This is a genomic window from Vibrio sp. 1F255, from assembly GCF_041439145.1.
GTDB classification, from domain to species: Bacteria; Pseudomonadota; Gammaproteobacteria; order Enterobacterales; family Vibrionaceae; genus Vibrio; species Vibrio crassostreae_C.
In genome coordinates this window covers 1-16,411 of the sequence record NZ_JBGONQ010000055.1, presented here as the reverse complement: position 1 = coordinate 16,411, position 16,411 = coordinate 1, and the positions used below count along the sequence as shown (strand labels likewise).

The following is a 16,411-nucleotide window of genomic DNA, read 5'->3' as shown; positions in this document are numbered from 1 at the left end:
CAGCAAAAGGCGCGCTTTACCAATTAGATTTGCTCAACGAAACCCATTAGGTGCTGTTTCACTTCGTCTGAAGCAAACGCACTTTCTACAGAGTACTTGTAGATTTCTACGTAATCTTCTTTTGTTAGACCGAACGTTTCACATACACGCTTCACTTCGTTAGTCATGGTAGTGTTCGACACAGTGCGGTTATCTGTGTTGATCGTTACAACGATGCCGTCTTTCTTGAATTCAGCAATTGGGTGGTCGCTGAATTTGTGAATACATTTAGTTTGCACGTTACTTGTTGGGCAAGTTTCAAGCGCAACCTGCTTCTCTTTAACGATGTTGTACGCGTCTTCGTTACCTTGGATGTGGACACCGTGGCCGATACGCTCAGCGTCAAGCAGTGTGACTGCATCGTAAACGTTCTGACCATGCCATTGCTCACCAGCGTGCACGGTAATGCGGTAGCCTTTTTCAAGAGCGTATTGTGTGTATTCTGGGAATTCAGCACAGAAACCTGGCTTTTCACCACCTGCGATATCAAACGCAACCACACCTTTACCTAGGTAAGGTTGGCCCGCGTCGATCACGTCTTTGATCGAGTCTTTAGGGAACATACGAAGCACTGACATGATGTAGTTGCCCTTAATGTCGTATTTCTCTTCAGCACGCTTCATGCCTTTTACTGCGCTTGCAATGATCGTATCAAGAGACAGACCTTTGTTTACGTGCAGGATTGGCGCAAAACGAACTTCTAGGTACTTAACGTTTTCTAGTGCAGCGTCTTCGTAAAGCTCGAAAGAGATACGTTCAATCGCTTCTTCAGTCTGCATTACTTGCAGTGGCAGGCTGAAACAAGCTAAGTACTCATCTAGGTTTTTGCAATCTTCAGGCACTGTTAGAGACTTTACTACCGCTTCACGGTCTTCTGGAAGTTCGATTCCGTACTGTTTCGCCAGATCAATAATGGTGTCTGGACGAACACTTCCGTCTAGGTGGCAGTGCAGATCAATCTTAGGGAGTGCTAGAAAGTTCATGAGTATTCCTTAGGTCTATTATTTTTTGAGTTATTAACTCATAGGTTACATGGGCTTAAATTAACAAGTTTGTGATATGATTTAAAGTGACATAAAGTCATCATTAATCTGAATCTAAGGAATATCATGGTAGATGTTAAAAGCTTACTCAAATGTGATATGAATTTACTGCTGTGTTTACACGTGTTGCTTGAAGAGCGCAGCGTGAGCAAAACGGCAGAGCGATTGTTCCTTAGTCAGTCTGCGGTGAGTAAACAACTCACTAAGCTGCGTTCTTTGTTTGACGACCCTTTGTTTGAACGTGAGTCAAAAGGCCTGTTTCCAACACCGAAAGCCACCTCTTTAGCGCCTAAAATTCATCAAATCCTTCTGCAAGTTGAACAGCTAACCGTGCCGGACATTTTTGAGCCGAAAGACAGCGAACGTACTTTTAATATCGATCTTGTTGAAACCGCTTATACCGCGATTTACCCTAAATTTATGCCTAACGCGCTAGCAGATGCGCCGAACATTACGGTAAACAGCACTACTTGGAGCAGCGAAACCTTTAAGCGCTTACTAAAGCGTGAGGTCGATTTCGGGATTGGAATTTTTGAGCTCGATGAAAGGGCTAGCACCCACATTCAAAATATCCCTGCCGAGCTAAACCACGTCGAGTTGCTGCAAGATTACTCTGTGTGCTTGATGCGAAATGATCACCCAGTACTTCAAGAAGAGTGGAATCTGCAAGCCTTCCTTAAATACCGTCATATTCAGTTAGTCACTGGTGGCGTTGGCGACTGGTTGCTTCTGGAGATCTTGCAAGCCAAACAGCTTCAAATTAACAAAGCCGCCAACGTGTCGGACATCACCAGCGCAGTAAAGCTGTGCAAGCAAAGCGATTTGTTAATGTGTTATCCGTACAACTCGGTTTGTGACTATATTGAGAGTGGCGAACTGGTGATGAAACCGATTCCTATTGAGTTGGTTCCCGGTGGTTTGTTTTTGCTTTGGCACCGTTACTTTGATTCTGAACCAAGCCACAAATGGCTTCGCGACCTCATAGTCAATAAGACCCAAGAACCTCAGCTGTAAACCGCGAGCTACGATGATCAAAACGGCGAAATAAGTTTTTTAAATTTATTTCGTCTTTTTCGAATGAGCATTGTCTTATTACGGGTGCCAAATGCCCGCCAAGAATGAGATATCTAAATGAATCCAATGCCATCGATTCCGCAACAAGTCATTGAAGATGCTTGTGAGTGGGCAATTATGCACGGTGCGTCGTACTTTTGAACAGTTGAGCTGTCAGCTTTCATCGGGCGATAATCAACGCCTGCTATTGAAAGATGTCGGAGCTGTCGATGTGGTGTATCTAAGAGCTGGCTACCAGTATTCAGATTATTGGGCTCCAGAGCTAAATGAATCGGTGTGTTGCCATACGTTAAGTCAGACTCGCTTGTTTATGGAGCAACACCATGTCGCAATGAACGCGACCATCAGCCAGCAACTAGCGACCAGTAAAACCATGCAAATGCTGCTGACCATGATGCCAGCAACAGAATACGCCCGCTGGGGCTTAACGCTAGAAGAAACCGAACTGGTCAAGAGTGTCTTGGCCGATATGAAGCCAATAACTAGTGAGTCGATTGGATGGTTTAACACGCAAGCCAACAAGCAAGAATGGGTGCTAAAAAACCAAGGCGAGGGCGGAGGCCATTGTGTCTTTGGTGACGACATCAGCGAACAACTGAGCCTGCTTAAACCAGAAGAGTACGACGCGTGGGCATTGATGCAGCGCTTGTACCCGCATGAACGTGACGTGCCGACCATTGCAGTGCGTGACACTCACCAAACGCTCGTGACAGACTTAGTCAGCGAAGTGGGTTTGTTCACCGTTTACTTCAAAGGTGAACCAGTAACAGAGCTAGACGGCTACGCGGGTTACTTGATCCGCAGTAAACCTGCCAGCGAAAATGAAGGTGGAATCCACAGTGGCAAAGGGATTCTCGATTCGTTGGTGTTGATTGATTAGTTGAATCGGCATTAAAAACCAGAACTCATGTTCTGGTTTTTTGTATCTGAGCTCAGTAAAACTTCAGAGTTTGGATAACAACAATCACGCCCCTAACTTGGTAAAGGCCAACGGGGTTTGTCCAGTTTGCTGTTTGAAAAAAGCGATAAACGCACTGTTGGATGAGAACTCTAGCAGATGAGCCACATCAACGACTTGTCGGTTTTCTGAGAGCAGTTCAATCGCTTTAAACAAGCGCCATTGCTGTCGCCACTCTTGGTAAGTCATGCCTGTTTCGGCTTTGAATAATCGAGTAATCGTTTTGGTGCTTGCGCCAACCGAGTTCGCTAATGTCGAGAGGGCTGGGGCAAGAAAGGAAGCGGTTCGGACTTGTTTGCAAAAGCTTTTAAAGCGGCGATCTGTCGGTAGTGGCAAGATAAACGAGTGTTGGTTAGCACTGTAAAACTCTTCCCAGAATAGGTTGGCGGTATTGGTGGTTTGCTCGCGGGCAACGTCCCAATCCCAGAAAGCCATCTTATTGATCAGGGCTTTTAAAAGCTCATTCACTTCCACAATTTCAATCGCTTCTGGGCAGGTGTAAATACTGCTATCAAAATAGAGCGACCGATAAGCAACCACATTGGTCATCTGCGCGCGATGTTTGGTATAAGGCGGGATCCACACGGCTTTAGTCGGCGGCAAAATGCAAATGGCGTTTTCTAAGGTCAAGGTGATGCAACCCTGCGGAGCATACAGCAACTGTCCTTTTACGTGGTGATGTATTCCTGAGTCATGCTGACCTAGCTCTGCCGCAATCCCTATTACGGGCGCAGGTAAGCTGTCTGCATCAAACTCAATGGTTTCGCTGATTAATGCCATTTGTCCCAATCTTGTTGTTTTTGGTTTTAATGTTGTTAACGAGCCAAGGTTAGTTTCCCCTAGACTCCTCGTCAAGTTCACTGGTCTTGGAAAAATGATGAAAACAAAACCTTCTTTATGGCAAATGGTGCTATTGCTGATGTTCCCTCAAATCGCAGAAACCATCTATAGCCCGACTCTGGATTCAATATCGAAATCCTTTGATGTGAGTTACGCACAAGCGGCGCAAACCCTCTCGATCTACTTCTCAGCGTTTGCGCTCGGTGTTGTGGTATGGGGCATATTGGCAGACAAATGGGGGCGCCGACCAACCATGTTACTGGGCATGGGGTTATTCGCCTGTTCAGCACTTATTGCTATGCAAACCGACAGCTTTACGTGGTTGATGATAGCCAGAGCCATGGGTGCTTTCGGGCTTGCGGTTGGCTCGGTTGTGACACAAACCATGTTGCGCGATGCCTTTAGCGGCGCGGAACTGGCCAAGGTGTTTGGTTACATGGGGATGGGGCTGTCGATTAGTCCAATCGTCGGGCTGCTTCTTGGCGGTCAACTAAGCCAAGCGGGCGGGCATCAATATGTGTTTATTGCCTTGTTTATTATGGTGTTAGCGTTGTTGGCACATAGCCTATGGTCATTGCCTGAAACGCAACAATCTAAGCAGCCATTGCAGTTAAAGTCACTCAGTATTCACATGATCAAAGATAGCAATATATGGATGTCTGCGTTGCTGGTTGCGTCGTTCAATATTGCACTGTTTTCCTATTATCAATTGGGTTCATTTGCCTTCATTCAACTTGGATTTAGCGTTGAGCAGTTTGGCTACAGCGGCATTGTGCTTGGGTTCGGGACTCTGTTGGGAAGCTTGGTGAACAAGACATTGTTGAAGAGACAAGTGTCTTCAATGTCTCTGATTGGTATCGCAGCAGGGCTTCAAACATTAGGTGCGGTGGGTGTGTATTTTTCACAACACACGATCTGGTTCTTGCTTCCAATGATGTTGGTGGTTATGGCGTTTGGCATTGCGATTCCCAATGTATTGAGCCGAGCGTTGGTACGTTACCAATCTCAAGCAGGAAGTGCAGGCGCACTGTTTGGTTTGATGTATTACACCTTGATCGGCTCAGGGCTCGCTTTAGCGGGAATGCTCCAAGATCTAGGTGTAGTGTTGGTACTTTGTGGCGCGTTATCTGTTCTGGTGACGATACGCAGTCGACTCCAGCTTAAACGCTAAGTCTCTCATCTGTATTGATAAATTCCGTGTCCTGTTTGGCGCGGAATTTATCATTTCTTGGTTTGTAAATTTGGATATTGACAGGGGTAGAGTGATCGTTCTACTCTGTAGGTAGAACAATCATTCTACCCTTTGTCGGGTATTGAGAGAGCACTATGTTGAGAGAACAGATTGCAGCAAGCTTAGAGGTGGCATTTAGCCAGCAAGGTTTTGCTGAGCCGAGCGTTGCACAGCTGAAAACGGCGTGCGATGTAAGCCTAAGAACCTTGTATAAACATTTCCCTTCAAAAGAAGCGATGATCGTTGGTGCCTTGGAATATCGACACCAACGCTACTTAGATTTCTTGTTGGAAACGTCGCCTGAAAAGGGGCTCGCATCGGTTACTCATATCTTCAACAAGCTCCAACAATGGTTAGAAGAATATGCGCCGCACGGGTGCATGTCGATGAATGCGATGGCCGCGTTTCCCGATAATGAGCTTATCAGCCAAGCGGTTACACAGCATAAAGAACAAGTTCGTTTGCTAATAGGCAAGCAGAGCCTGCGAGAGGATCTCGCGACACCGCTGTTTTTACTTCATGAAGGCGTATCAAGCGCGTGGCCAGTCTTAGGCGAAGAAGCAGTGGCATCGGCACAGAATATGGTGACAAAATTACTCAAGGAAACAGTATGAATTTCGAGATACCAAAAACAATGAAAGGCGCAGAGATGCTAGGGCACGGCGGGGCAGAAATGCTTGGCTACCGTGAAGACATTGCTGTTCCAAAAATTGAGCCTAATGAAGTGCTGATCAAAGTCATGGCAGCAGGCGTTAATAATACTGACATCAACACGCGAATCGGTTGGTATGCAAAAAGTGATGATTCAGACGATGCCAGTTGGTCGGGTGAAGCGCTAAAGTTCCCTCGTATCCAAGGTGCTGACGTGTGTGGTTTTATCGTGGAAGTCGGCAATGAAGTCTCAGTTGACCGTATTGGTGAGCGTGTTCTGATTGAGCCTTGTTTGACCGAGGTTTATGGACAAGATCTACCACAGCCATGGTATTTCGGATCTGAATGCGATGGTGGTTTCGCTGAATACACCAAAGTAGCAGCTAAGCATGCTTACGCGGTGAACAGTTCTATGTCGGATGTTGAGCTAGCGTCTTTCCCATGTTCTTACTCAACAGCAGAGAACATGCTAACTCGTGCCAATGTGGCTGAAGGTGATCGCGTGCTTATCTCAGGTGCATCGGGCGGTGTGGGCTCTGCGGCTATTCAGCTAGCAAAAGCTCGCGGCGCGTATGTTATTGCCATCACTAGCCCAAGCAAGAACCAACAGTTACTTGAACTTGGCGCTGATGAAGTGATTGCCCGTGATGCAGATTTGGTTAACGCGCTAGGCGAAAGCAGCGTGAATGTGGTGATCGATTTAGTTGCTGGTGACAAGTGGCCAGAGTTTCTTGAAGTCCTAAAACCGCATGGCCGTTATGCTGTGTCTGGTGCGATTGGTGGTGCAATGGTTGAGCTTGATGTGCGAACTTTGTATCTCAAAGACCTCAGCTTTTTTGGTTGCACGGTTTTAGAACCGCAAGTATTCCAAAACTTGGTTAATCGTATCGAGAAACAGCAGATTGGCGCCATCGTTGCAGAGTCTTATCCGCTAGCCGATATCCATAAAGCGCAAGATGAGTTCTTAAAGAAAAAGCATGTTGGTAAGATCGTGTTGGAAGTGGCAGAACGCTAGTTTTAGTCAGCTTCACGGTTTAGATTGATGGAAGAGTGAGCAAGCTTTATTTGCTCGCTCTTTTTGTTCCTGGTGAATACCGAGGAGCTGAGCAAATTGTTGGGTAACAGATCCTATACAGCTGAAAGGTTAATGATTCATTTATCACTGTATGGTTTATGAGTTGCCTGTGCGATAATCACCGCCGTTATATATCCCGAACTGTTTGATAATCATCTAGGAGCCGTATTGATGTTTAAAAGGGTATTGCAGGCACTATTCTCACCTTTTGTTTATTCAAAAAACAAACCCTCTGCAGAGCCTGCCCAACAAGAGCAACAACAAACCGTTGCTACTGATTCTGTTCAGTCTTCAATCTTTGTTCCGCCGTCGTCTGCTCAGCCATCATCATTAATCGTCGATAAGACGCTTAGCCTTCACGATGGTGAGTTCCTTGATTATTTGTTTGGAGAGTCTCGCCTTCGAACGGAGTCAGACCCATTTAGTGATTTTGTCGCTTGCCAAATCGAACGTTTGATTCGCTCTCCAAAAGCCTTGCTTAATGAACTTCCAGTGATGCCAGCCTCTGTGACCACGTTAATGGGCGAATTACAGAGCGACGAGTTTGATGTCGATGCATTGTTAAGAGTGATTGAGCGCGAGCCGAGTATGGCTGCCGATGTGATTAAACTGGCTAACAGCGCCTTCTACAAACGCAGTGAAAAACAAGTTACTGACTTAAAAACTGCTTTCCTCAATATGGGTTCACAAGGGCTAATTGAAGGCGTGGTGAATTCTTACATGAAGAACTTTACGCCGGGCAATAACATTTACTGGCGTCATTTCGGTGAGAAAATTTGGAATCACAGTGTGCAAACCGCGTCTTTCTCTAAGGAGTTGATGAAAGACTCTTCATCTCAAGAAGAGCAAGCGGCGGCGTACTTTGTTGGATTGATTCGGAACTTAGGCAAGATGATCATTTTCCAGATGATGGTAGAAGCCTTCAAGCATGTTGATCCTTCTGTTCCACCTAACTCGTTGGCATTGAAGCGCCTGATGAACAGCTACTCCATTCGCCTGACTTACACCATTGCTAAGTTCTGGGAACTGCCAGAATCAGTGTTGACCGCGATTGGCTACCAAGAGTCTAGCCGATACGAATGCACACCACTTGGTCAAGCTGTGTTTGAAGCTAACTACTTGAGTGAATTGTGCTATTTACGGGAAGAACAAACGATTGAAGTCGAGCAATTTAAGCGTAGATGCAAAGAGACACTGATGTCTCCGGCTGCATACAAAGTGGCTAACCGTATCTATAAAGAGTCTGAATTATCGCTAGTGAGCTAACCCTTAGCCTATTCGACCTACGCTGTGACTGAACATAATGATTGGTTGCAGCTTGGTTGGGCTAGGTTGTGAAATACATTCAGCTACGAAATACGCTTACAAATGGCTAATCCACAGCTTGTCGAGTTCGCACCAACCGAAACCATTTACTTGTGCGCCGTGTATCTTTTCAGAAACCTCTAAGTTGAACGCCTCTTGCTTGAGCTCAACCACAACTCCAGATTCATGCAACCAATGCCGAAGCACCAACAGTGCATTCATTGCTAACTCAAAGTTGGGCTGGTTTGTTATTGAGGCTAAGCCTTGTTCGATTGTCTCTAGTATCTCAGCAGGTAAAGTTAAGTCCTCAAACGGGAAGCGAGTGAAAAAGCTTAACCACGAAGTGAAGGTGTTGTTCTCATCAATAATGCTGCACAACGCGACGTCTTTGGTTGTTAGGTAGTGAGTTTGGTAGTGCCCATATTCCACGCTGGTTTTGTGGTCGCCAGACACTGACAACTGATCGAAAAGGGCTTGGCATTCAGAGGTGTCTTCAACGGTGAACTCACGAACGGTTGAAGACAACATCGGGCTTTGAATCTTAAAGAAGGTTGAGCCGAAATCCGGTTGGGAAGAATGGTCATCCCCACGCACGGTGGTCGTCTTCTCGGGCAGTTTCACGCACACCTGATTTTGAGCGCAGGCTTTGCTCTGTGCCCATTCCTGATAGACCCACAACTCGACTCGATTCAGAATCGGCGTGCTGTGTGAATAGGCGCTATTGCGGCTCAATCTCAACATCTTGCTTGAGAAGATGTCTAATGAGAACGCGCCAGATCCAATCAGCCTATCAGTCGGTGATGAGTGATCGAATACGGAGGCTTCAGCCCTAGCAAGTAGGCGTGGTAAGTGCCAATCAGGTTGATTCAGTTTCACGACAACCACATTACCTGCCGCGATAGAGACCTCATCAATATGCTGATAACAGCGACGCCATATTTTGCTTTGGCAGAGCGAGTTAAGGTTGCGCTCTATGTCTTGAGGTTCGAGTGTTCTTCCGTTATGAAACTGAACACCATTACGAATCTGAAAGTGCCACTGTGTTGCATCTTGATTAGCCTGCCAATGATAAGCTAAATCGCCGCTGAGTTTGCCGTGCTGAACGGTGGTAAGGCGTTGGCAAACTTGCATAACTAAGAAACGTTCGGTGCGTCTAAGCACGCGTTGAGGGTGAAGAGCCTCGAGTTCTCGGTGAAACGGGATGTACGCGATATTCTGCGTCGACGGATTGGTATTGCTTAGAAAGGCTTGCAACTCAGTGCCAGCATTGCGGCCGTTGAAGCTCAAGGTGCTAAACACCTGTTCTATGTTGCCTGCGTCAGCTTGGGTTCGTGCGTATTGGTAACACGCCTCAATGGGTTCAACCAGACACGTGAGTTGTGCCTTCTTGCTGCGGCCTGAGCTAGCTTGCCACTCAATCCAGCCTTGTGCTGTCATCGCTTTGAGTAAGGTCTGAACGTGACGTTCACTCACGTGCAGCAGTGTGGCCAGTTGGTTGACCTGACAGTGTGATACTCCAGGCCCAAAAGCCTGAAATATCTTTTCATACAGTTCAAGCTTACGCTTAAGGTTGCCCAATTTGCTTTTCCTAACGACGAGGTTGAGTTAAATGTGAATAGCCAGAATCAATCAGTGCGTTTTCCATCGTATCGAGAACTCGAGAGGTTATCTCTGAGCTCAGGATATTCGATTCAGTTTTGCCTTGAAGCACCAAATCTGAAAAATGGTCGATTTCAAACTCGAATCCATTCCCTATCACTCGGTAGTTAATGGTCGACTTTTGGCCTTGATGTTCAATCTCAATAAAGGCCGGATTCCACCATTTTTCGTGAATGGTGATTTTGGTTTCAGGTCCACTCAAGTGTGCTGATCGGGGAAGGTTTTGCACTGTTGATGCCGATATCTTACCGCTTATATCACCAGAGAATGTAAAGCATGCATTGGTATCAACATTCGCTCCCTCATAAAGACACGACATCTCTACCTGAGGTTTTGAAGGGTTTACACCCAGCGTTCGGCACAGATCGTAAAAGAACCAAAGCCCATAGACCCCAACATCGAGCGTTGCTCCGCCTGACAAATCCGGATTGAAGATAAACAAATCGGGCTCATAGTCATGATGGTTACCAAAGCTGGCTTCGATTGAATCTATCTGAATGTTGTTATCGACCAAGAATGATTGGAGCTCACGATATGCGGGAAACACCACGGTTTTCATTGCTTCTAACAGCATCACGCCATTTTGCTTGGCGAGGGCTTTCATCTCAAGCCAGTCACCAAGGTTGGTAAAAGCCGGCTTCTCGACCAATACGTGCTTGTTATTCTTTAGAAACAACTCAGTGAGTGGCTGGTGGTATGGGTGAACCGTAGCGATGTAAACCGCTTCAACACTTGGGTCATTCGCCATCTCTTCATAAGAACCATAAGCCTTGTCGCAAGCAAACTTGTTGGCGAACGTGGCTGCGCGTGAGTGATCTCTGGCGGCAACCGCATCAAGCTCACCATGCAGAGAGTGCTCTGTGACTGCGGTTGCGAATCGATTGGCGATATTGCCTAGCCCTGCGATACCCCATTTGATTTTTCGTTGCGTGTCGCTCATCAGTTACTCCAAATCGTTGTTTTGTATCAGTGTACTCAGAGACGTCACATACAAATAGAGAACAGATTTCTCAACCTGTTCTCTATTTATTTTATTCTAGTTGAAGCTCAGGATTAGCTCTGTAGGGAGCGTTTCCAATCGGCTAGAGCTTGAATGTGTTTTGGCCCGATGCCACAACAGCCACCGATAATATTCGCGCCCAGTGCATGCCAGCGTTTAGCGTAAGTTAAGTAACCTTGGCCATCCAGCTCACGCATCTCCTGAAACATATCATTCGCTTCATGTTCGTTGCTGATAGGCGCAAAATTGTTGGCATAGACACCAACTTCTAAATCACTGCCTAGCTCATCGATCACTTTCTTGGCATCGATAATGGCTTGATCCATCACTTCAGGCACTGAACAGTTAAACATAATGCCTGTCGCGTTTGATTGGCAGGCAAGTTTGATGGCGTCTGTTACGCTCTCGCCAGAACGAATATTGGCAGAATCGCCCTTGGTATCTTCCAAACTGAATGCGTAGTAACACGGCTTATCTGACTGCTTAAGAACCGCATGAATGGATTCGAACTCTTGCAGGCTGCAGATGGTTTCCGCTATCCAAAGATCGATGTTTGGATCCTGGGCATCGTAAAGCGTTTGAATGATTGGCGCCGCCTCTTCTACCTTAAACAAGTCTGGTCGGTAGCTGCCAAATGGCGGTGGAATCGCGCCTGCTACTTTCACTGTGTGGGTAGCATTGTCTGCAACTGCTTTAGCCAGCTCACCAGACAGTGTGGCTAGTTCAAAACCGCGTTGCTCGAACAGCTCTTCACCCAAGTGAAAAGGCACACAGGCGTAGCTATTGGTGATTAGGATTTCAGCACCTGCATCGACAAAGTTTTGATGTGCTTGGCTGACAAATTCGGGTGCTTCAATCAGCGCTTGAGCACTCCAAAGCGGTTGAGAAAATGGCGCGCCAATTTCTTTGAGTTCTCGGCCCATGCCGCCATCAAGTATGGTTAGTGTTTTCATATTCAATACTATCTAAACAATTGCTGAAGTTCTGCCGCCACCATAGCAGACAACCTTGTCAGACAGAAGCCATCAAGCCAAGGTTCAACTATCGATGAGGGAGTTTCGTTATAAGCCGTCTAGCGGGCTAGTCGTGCCACTAAAGTGTTGCCCAATAACGTGAGTGTAAATCTGAGTTGTCTTAACATCACTGTGCCCCAGTAGCTCTTGAACCGTTCTGATATCGGAGCCTGACTTTAGAAGTTGCGTAGCAAAACTGTGCCTGAAAGTATGACAACTAATTCGCTTGTGGCGCAATTTATTAGAGTTAGTCGCCTTCTTCAGCGTTTTTCGGAGTACCGAATCATGTAGGTGGTGTCGGCATACGATCCCCGACTCAGAGTGTTGAGTGACGGATTTTGATGGGAATAGGTACATCCAAGCAAGTTGTCGATAGGCACTAGGGTATTTTTTACCTAATCGGTGAGGCAAAGATGGCCCAAACCCATTCAAGTTATCTTTAGCGAGCAGAACTGCAACTTGTGAAATTTTGTCTTGTATAGCTTCAGTGAGTGAAAAACTTAAAATTGTCACTCGGTCTTTATTTCCTTTCCCATTGTGAACAGTGAGAGACCCTTGTTTTAGATCTATATCTTGTACTCGAAGCCTCAGGCATTCCGATACTCTCAAACCTGAACCATACAACAAGCGAAAAAACAGTTGATATTTAGGATCTATTTCATTGATCACCGAGATAGCTTCCGCATGATTGAGTACGCTAGGAATTTTTCGAGACCGAGTCGCATAGCTAAACCCTAAGTCTCCTAGAGGTTGCTTAATAAATTGATTGTATAAATAGGCTAGAGCATTGAGAGCTACCTTTTGAGTATTGATGGCTACTTTTTGTTGATTAGCTAAATGAGAAAGAAAGGAGACAACTTCAGCGGCATGCATCTGTTCAGGGTGTTTAAGCTTATGAAAATGAATGAAGTATTTTATCCAGTAACAGTAGGCTTTGATTGTCTTGCGACTATAGCCTCGCATCGTCATATGTTCGCAAATTGCCTGCATGAATTGACTCGCCATATATTCCCCTCACAAAATCTGTACATACAGACAGTTTATTGCTTGTTGAATAATTAATGACTTAAAAAAGAGTGGTTTTTAACTCTGATTGAGCACGAATTTAACGAGAGGCTTATTTTAAATTATTGATTATACTGCAGATTTATGGGTGGTTAAGAATGAGGCCGAGCGTTACATAGTCGGCAATATGTGCTTGCACGTTTTCACACTTATTGTTTAGACCCACTTTTATATTAAATGCATAGCATTCAGTTGGTTATGAGTGACCTTTTTGATATGTTAAGCGGATGGATTCGTGCTTGCACAATATTAAAATGTTATATCGTTTTTTGGGCAACTGTATTGTGTGGTAATATTTAGCCCTAATTCTTATAAGGACACTATTGTGAAAAAATTATTGGTTCTAGGTTTTATTGCTACTCTAGCGGGCTGCGCTGACTCTCATAATTTAAATGTTTCTAATACCGAAGTAGCTAATAAAATACCAGCAAGTTCATCTGTTTATGTCGCATTATCAGAGGATGGACGTTATGGCGAGAAAGACTATAAAGGTTCAGGCGTATTATTAAGTAATGTTATTAAGTCTGGTTTACTCACTAAAATGAACGATATCACAGTTGCTAACGAAGCTGGATCATTTAAAGAATCGATTAAGCTTGCTGAAAGTAATGGTTCAGATTATTTGTTTTACCCAACAATAATGCATTGGGAAGATCGTGCAACGGAATGGTCGGCTAAAGCTGATAAAGTTGAAGTAAAAATTGTAACTTGGGATATTAAAAATAATGTTGAACTAAGCTCGGCAATTATTGATGGTTCAAGTGGACTTGCAACGTTGGGTGGCGATCATCCTCAAGACTTATTACCTGAGCCAGTTAACGCGTATATTGATACTCTTTTTGCATTACCAGTTCAAAATTAAGTACACGATATAACAAATGCATCAACACGATTTACTACACTCGGCATTCTAGGTTTCTTTTGGTTTACCGTGTTAAGTGGTAAATTTGAGCTTAATCTGCATAGTAGCAAACGTGTTATGCAGGCGTTAGGCATTTAGGAGTATCCGTTACAAATGAGCGAAACTGCTGGGACAATTATTAAGCTGATGTCTGCTTTGACATCCCCTAAAGCTGCTGTGAAATATATTACTATCGGCGTATTTATCGTACTTTCATGGAAATACTTGAATGAAAACCTTACAGAGCTAGGTGCTCCGCCCGAACATTTGAGTTTAATAGTACTGTTAATTGGTTTAGGTGTTGGCTCTTTATTTGGTCAGCTTATTTGCTATTTAACTTCAAAATCTTGGGGAAAGGTTACTTCTTATTTCAACGAAAAATCGGAAACCAAAAAGAAATTAATTGAAGACAATAAAACCAAAGAACTAGAGAAAGAAAAGAATGCTGAATTTCTCTTAAAGTTTAAAAAAGCATTTGAACATTATGATTATTGGACAAGAAGCACATTAAGAGAGTTAACCGAAGGCGAACAATGCCTTGAGTGGGGCTATGCTCATATCGATAACCTTAAAGATAATAGTTATATACTTAAAGTTACTAATGTAGATAGCGAAAAAGATATCTATGAAATACATCCTGTTATAAAGCAGTTTGTTAAAGAACATTGGGAAGCTGAAATAAATTCTACATTAAAGGATTTCTTCCGAAACACTTCGCAATATAAGGCTCAATTATTAGAATTAATGACTCATGATACAGATGTTGCGTCAAAAGATATTGAAACTAAAACTATAGAGTTATTGAATGAATTTCCTCGATGTTTTAGTAAAGAAGCTGAAGATGAAACTGGTTTTTATATTTGTTTTAAGGACTCATACTTAACCCACTTCGAAAAAGAAACAGGTAAAACTTTTATCGATGAGGTTTATATAACTCATGAACAAATTCTTCGTTCAGCGCTTAAAGATTAAATGCCTAACAAGGCATTTAAACGGAACTAAAACAGTGGGTTAGGTTTCGCTTCGCTACACATTATAACCCACTATTTTAGTCCGCTTAATGCGGCGTTAAGACTCGCTGTGATTTTTGGGCTATGTAGTTCTGAAATCAGCCACTTCAAGTTTGTCGTACATTGAAATATGTGTGGTTTTGTGGCTCTAACAATGTGCGTTGTAAAAGCCAGTTTGGGCGTAATCCAAAGTTTTTCGGTAACCGTTTTGAAGCGTGTTTCTCGAACCGACTGTTTCTGTCTGCTCACTGACTCCCATCGTACTTGTTGAGTTTGGTTTCCCCGCAGTTCATTAATGAACGCATAATTGCAGTGGGCGGCTTTAAGCTCAGTGCATATCGGGTTTCGTGGCTCACCGCTTGTGACTGTCGCGTTTGAAGTCGGTATGTTCGTTTAGCGGTGTTACAGAGTTTTGTCATTGGCCGTTCACTACAACGTCAATGCAAAGTCGGTCTTCAAAGCAAGTCTTAACAAACTGCTCAAACGGACAAATAAACGCGTGGCATTTTTGGTCTGGTTGGCTAAGGTGTTTACGGTATAAATTTTTAAGTTAAGTGGCTGGTTTATTTGCCGCTTAGCAGAGCGTTAGGGCGACAGGAGAAAAATGAAGAATTTATACAACTACATCAGATCAGTTGATACCACACTAAATGTATTGCTTTTGATTAGCTTGGTGTCCATTGTTCTAACTGATACTTTGTTTAATAACCTACCTGAACTTTTTGATGGCGGGGCAGGGCTATTAAATGCTTACTATAACTTTTGTATCGGAATGGTAGTCAGCTACATTTTCTACTTCGTCGTGGTGCATATAAAAGAACTCAAAGATAAAGAAAATATTGATGCCTACGTTGTAGGAAAATCTAAGGCGGTCATTCATGATTATGAAAGTGTTATAAGAGCAATTCAAAACAAGTTGAACATTACTAGTGATGAGTTGTACCCATCTGAATCTGAGGTTCAGAGGCTATTTGCGCAGATTGATCCTAACAGTGATGCACCGATGGTATCTCGCACTTCACGAAGTTATGTTAATTGGTTGCAGTTCATGGATTCATATCGGTTTTGTAGCCAGAAAGTGATCAGCAAGATATTTGAGAAAATGCCTTTCTTAGACAGTGAGCATGTGAAGCTTTTATCGGCAGTGGATGACTGCACTCATTTTATGGTGATTGAAAATACATCTAGAACACCAACAAGTAATCAAGACCTTAGTGCATGGGCAAGCACATTTTATGACTATTCTATTGCTTGTAAGCAACTAAACTTATACAACAAACGCTTTGAGTAGCGCCCTAACTGTTTAAGAGTGATTCGCAACGCGTGGCATTTTTAGTATGCGTTGGTTTTAGTGTTTAAGGTGGTATGCGGTAGGTTCGGTATTGCGTTGCTCACACCTTAACAGGGCTACATGGATTCCCCCGGTTGTCAAACATCCGCTAAACTTATGTTGATGGGTTTTGGACTGCCGCTCTACATTCGGCCTACTTATCGACGATTCGCATACGTCGTGGCCCTGATGACTTTGCGCGACTGCGGTGCCTTAT

14 protein-coding genes and 1 pseudogene are annotated in these 16,411 nt (G+C 44.3%); 9 read left to right on the top strand and 6 right to left on the bottom strand.

Annotation, left to right across the window (positions count from 1 at the left end; translation table 11 throughout):
- Nucleotides 1-23: 23 nt before the first annotated feature.
- Nucleotides 24-1,022: an adenosine deaminase gene (gene add / locus ACED41_RS20775; RefSeq protein ID WP_371725602.1), complete on the bottom strand. Its 999-nt coding sequence runs from the start codon at nt 1,020-1,022 to the stop codon at nt 24-26.
- A 126-nt stretch (nt 1,023-1,148) separates the two neighbouring features.
- Here add and ACED41_RS20770 point away from each other — a divergent pair, with 126 nt between their 5' ends.
- Entirely contained in the window at nt 1,149-2,096 is a 948-nt protein-coding gene (locus ACED41_RS20770; RefSeq protein ID WP_371725601.1) for a LysR family transcriptional regulator, read from the top strand.
- 181 nt (nt 2,097-2,277) lie between these two features.
- Nucleotides 2,278-3,036, top strand: a pseudogene (locus tag ACED41_RS20765) (glutathione synthase); the annotation flags it as partial.
- Nucleotides 3,037-3,120: 84 nt separating this feature from the next.
- Here ACED41_RS20765 and ACED41_RS20760 read toward each other — a convergent pair.
- Nucleotides 3,121-3,894: a helix-turn-helix domain-containing protein gene (locus ACED41_RS20760; RefSeq protein ID WP_017065211.1), complete on the bottom strand. Its 774-nt coding sequence runs from the start codon at nt 3,892-3,894 to the stop codon at nt 3,121-3,123.
- A gap of 97 nt (nt 3,895-3,991) precedes the next feature.
- Between ACED41_RS20760 and ACED41_RS20755 the strand changes: the two genes are divergently transcribed.
- The 4 genes from ACED41_RS20755 to ACED41_RS20740 all read left to right on the top strand — a co-directional run bounded on the left by ACED41_RS20755 (nt 3,992) and on the right by ACED41_RS20740 (nt 8,177).
- A complete protein-coding gene (locus ACED41_RS20755; protein WP_371725600.1) occupies nt 3,992-5,125 on the top strand; it encodes a multidrug effflux MFS transporter in 1,134 nt (377 codons plus the stop codon).
- Nucleotides 5,126-5,280: 155 nt separating this feature from the next.
- Complete coding sequence (locus ACED41_RS20750; protein WP_017061096.1) at nt 5,281-5,799, top strand: TetR/AcrR family transcriptional regulator; 519 nt, start codon at nt 5,281-5,283, stop codon at nt 5,797-5,799.
- Nucleotides 5,796-6,851, top strand: a complete 1,056-nt coding sequence (locus ACED41_RS20745) for an alcohol dehydrogenase family protein (RefSeq protein ID WP_371725599.1) — start codon at nt 5,796-5,798, stop codon at nt 6,849-6,851. Before ACED41_RS20750 ends, ACED41_RS20745 begins: the two co-directional genes overlap by 4 nt.
- Before the next feature lie 231 nt (nt 6,852-7,082).
- Nucleotides 7,083-8,177, top strand: coding sequence for an HDOD domain-containing protein (locus ACED41_RS20740; protein ID WP_371725598.1), 1,095 nt, complete (start codon nt 7,083-7,085; stop codon nt 8,175-8,177).
- A gap of 96 nt (nt 8,178-8,273) precedes the next feature.
- Here ACED41_RS20740 and ACED41_RS20735 read toward each other — a convergent pair whose 3' ends face one another.
- The 4 genes from ACED41_RS20735 to ACED41_RS20720 all read right to left on the bottom strand — a co-directional run bounded on the left by ACED41_RS20735 (nt 8,274) and on the right by ACED41_RS20720 (nt 12,893).
- Nucleotides 8,274-9,794, bottom strand: a complete 1,521-nt coding sequence (locus ACED41_RS20735) for an SgrR family transcriptional regulator (RefSeq protein WP_371725597.1) — start codon at nt 9,792-9,794, stop codon at nt 8,274-8,276.
- 10 nt (nt 9,795-9,804) lie between these two features.
- Nucleotides 9,805-10,815 (bottom strand): Gfo/Idh/MocA family protein, encoded by a 1,011-nt coding sequence (locus ACED41_RS20730; RefSeq protein ID WP_371725596.1) that lies wholly within the window; start codon nt 10,813-10,815, stop codon nt 9,805-9,807.
- A 113-nt stretch (nt 10,816-10,928) separates the two neighbouring features.
- A complete protein-coding gene (locus ACED41_RS20725) occupies nt 10,929-11,828 on the bottom strand; it encodes a homocysteine S-methyltransferase family protein (protein ID WP_371725595.1) in 900 nt (299 codons plus the stop codon).
- Nucleotides 11,829-11,936: 108 nt separating this feature from the next.
- On the bottom strand, nt 11,937-12,893 hold the full coding sequence (locus ACED41_RS20720) for an integron integrase (RefSeq protein ID WP_017067063.1): 957 nt from the start codon (nt 12,891-12,893) through the stop codon (nt 11,937-11,939).
- A gap of 385 nt (nt 12,894-13,278) precedes the next feature.
- On the opposite strand from ACED41_RS20720, the gene ACED41_RS20715 reads away from it, so the two are divergent.
- From ACED41_RS20715 to ACED41_RS20705, 3 genes are all read left to right on the top strand, one after another.
- Nucleotides 13,279-13,815, top strand: coding sequence for a DUF4823 domain-containing protein (locus ACED41_RS20715; protein WP_371725594.1), 537 nt, complete (start codon nt 13,279-13,281; stop codon nt 13,813-13,815).
- Nucleotides 13,816-13,968: 153 nt separating this feature from the next.
- Complete coding sequence (locus ACED41_RS20710) at nt 13,969-14,826, top strand: hypothetical protein (RefSeq protein WP_371725593.1); 858 nt, start codon at nt 13,969-13,971, stop codon at nt 14,824-14,826.
- A gap of 642 nt (nt 14,827-15,468) precedes the next feature.
- Nucleotides 15,469-16,155 carry a hypothetical protein gene (locus ACED41_RS20705; protein WP_371725592.1) on the top strand — a complete coding sequence of 229 codons (687 nt, stop codon included), beginning with the start codon at nt 15,469-15,471 and terminating at the stop codon, nt 16,153-16,155.
- Nucleotides 16,156-16,411: the final 256 nt, after the last annotated feature.

What these genes read in the sequence shown, in the direction of transcription:
- add (WP_371725602.1), bottom strand. Translation starts at nt 1,022, where the DNA reads ATGAACTTTCTAGCACTCCCTAAGATTGATCTGCACTGCCACCTAGAC.
- ACED41_RS20770 (WP_371725601.1), top strand. Translation starts at nt 1,149, where the DNA reads ATGGTAGATGTTAAAAGCTTACTCAAATGTGATATGAATTTACTGCTG.
- ACED41_RS20760 (WP_017065211.1), bottom strand. Translation starts at nt 3,894, where the DNA reads ATGGCATTAATCAGCGAAACCATTGAGTTTGATGCAGACAGCTTACCT.
- ACED41_RS20755 (WP_371725600.1), top strand. Translation starts at nt 3,992, where the DNA reads ATGAAAACAAAACCTTCTTTATGGCAAATGGTGCTATTGCTGATGTTC.
- ACED41_RS20750 (WP_017061096.1), top strand. Translation starts at nt 5,281, where the DNA reads ATGTTGAGAGAACAGATTGCAGCAAGCTTAGAGGTGGCATTTAGCCAG.
- ACED41_RS20745 (WP_371725599.1), top strand. Translation starts at nt 5,796, where the DNA reads ATGAATTTCGAGATACCAAAAACAATGAAAGGCGCAGAGATGCTAGGG.
- ACED41_RS20740 (WP_371725598.1), top strand. Translation starts at nt 7,083, where the DNA reads ATGTTTAAAAGGGTATTGCAGGCACTATTCTCACCTTTTGTTTATTCA.
- ACED41_RS20730 (WP_371725596.1), bottom strand. Translation starts at nt 10,815, where the DNA reads ATGAGCGACACGCAACGAAAAATCAAATGGGGTATCGCAGGGCTAGGC.
- ACED41_RS20725 (WP_371725595.1), bottom strand. Translation starts at nt 11,828, where the DNA reads ATGAAAACACTAACCATACTTGATGGCGGCATGGGCCGAGAACTCAAA.
- ACED41_RS20720 (WP_017067063.1), bottom strand. Translation starts at nt 12,893, where the DNA reads ATGGCGAGTCAATTCATGCAGGCAATTTGCGAACATATGACGATGCGA.
- ACED41_RS20710 (WP_371725593.1), top strand. Translation starts at nt 13,969, where the DNA reads ATGAGCGAAACTGCTGGGACAATTATTAAGCTGATGTCTGCTTTGACA.
- ACED41_RS20705 (WP_371725592.1), top strand. Translation starts at nt 15,469, where the DNA reads ATGAAGAATTTATACAACTACATCAGATCAGTTGATACCACACTAAAT.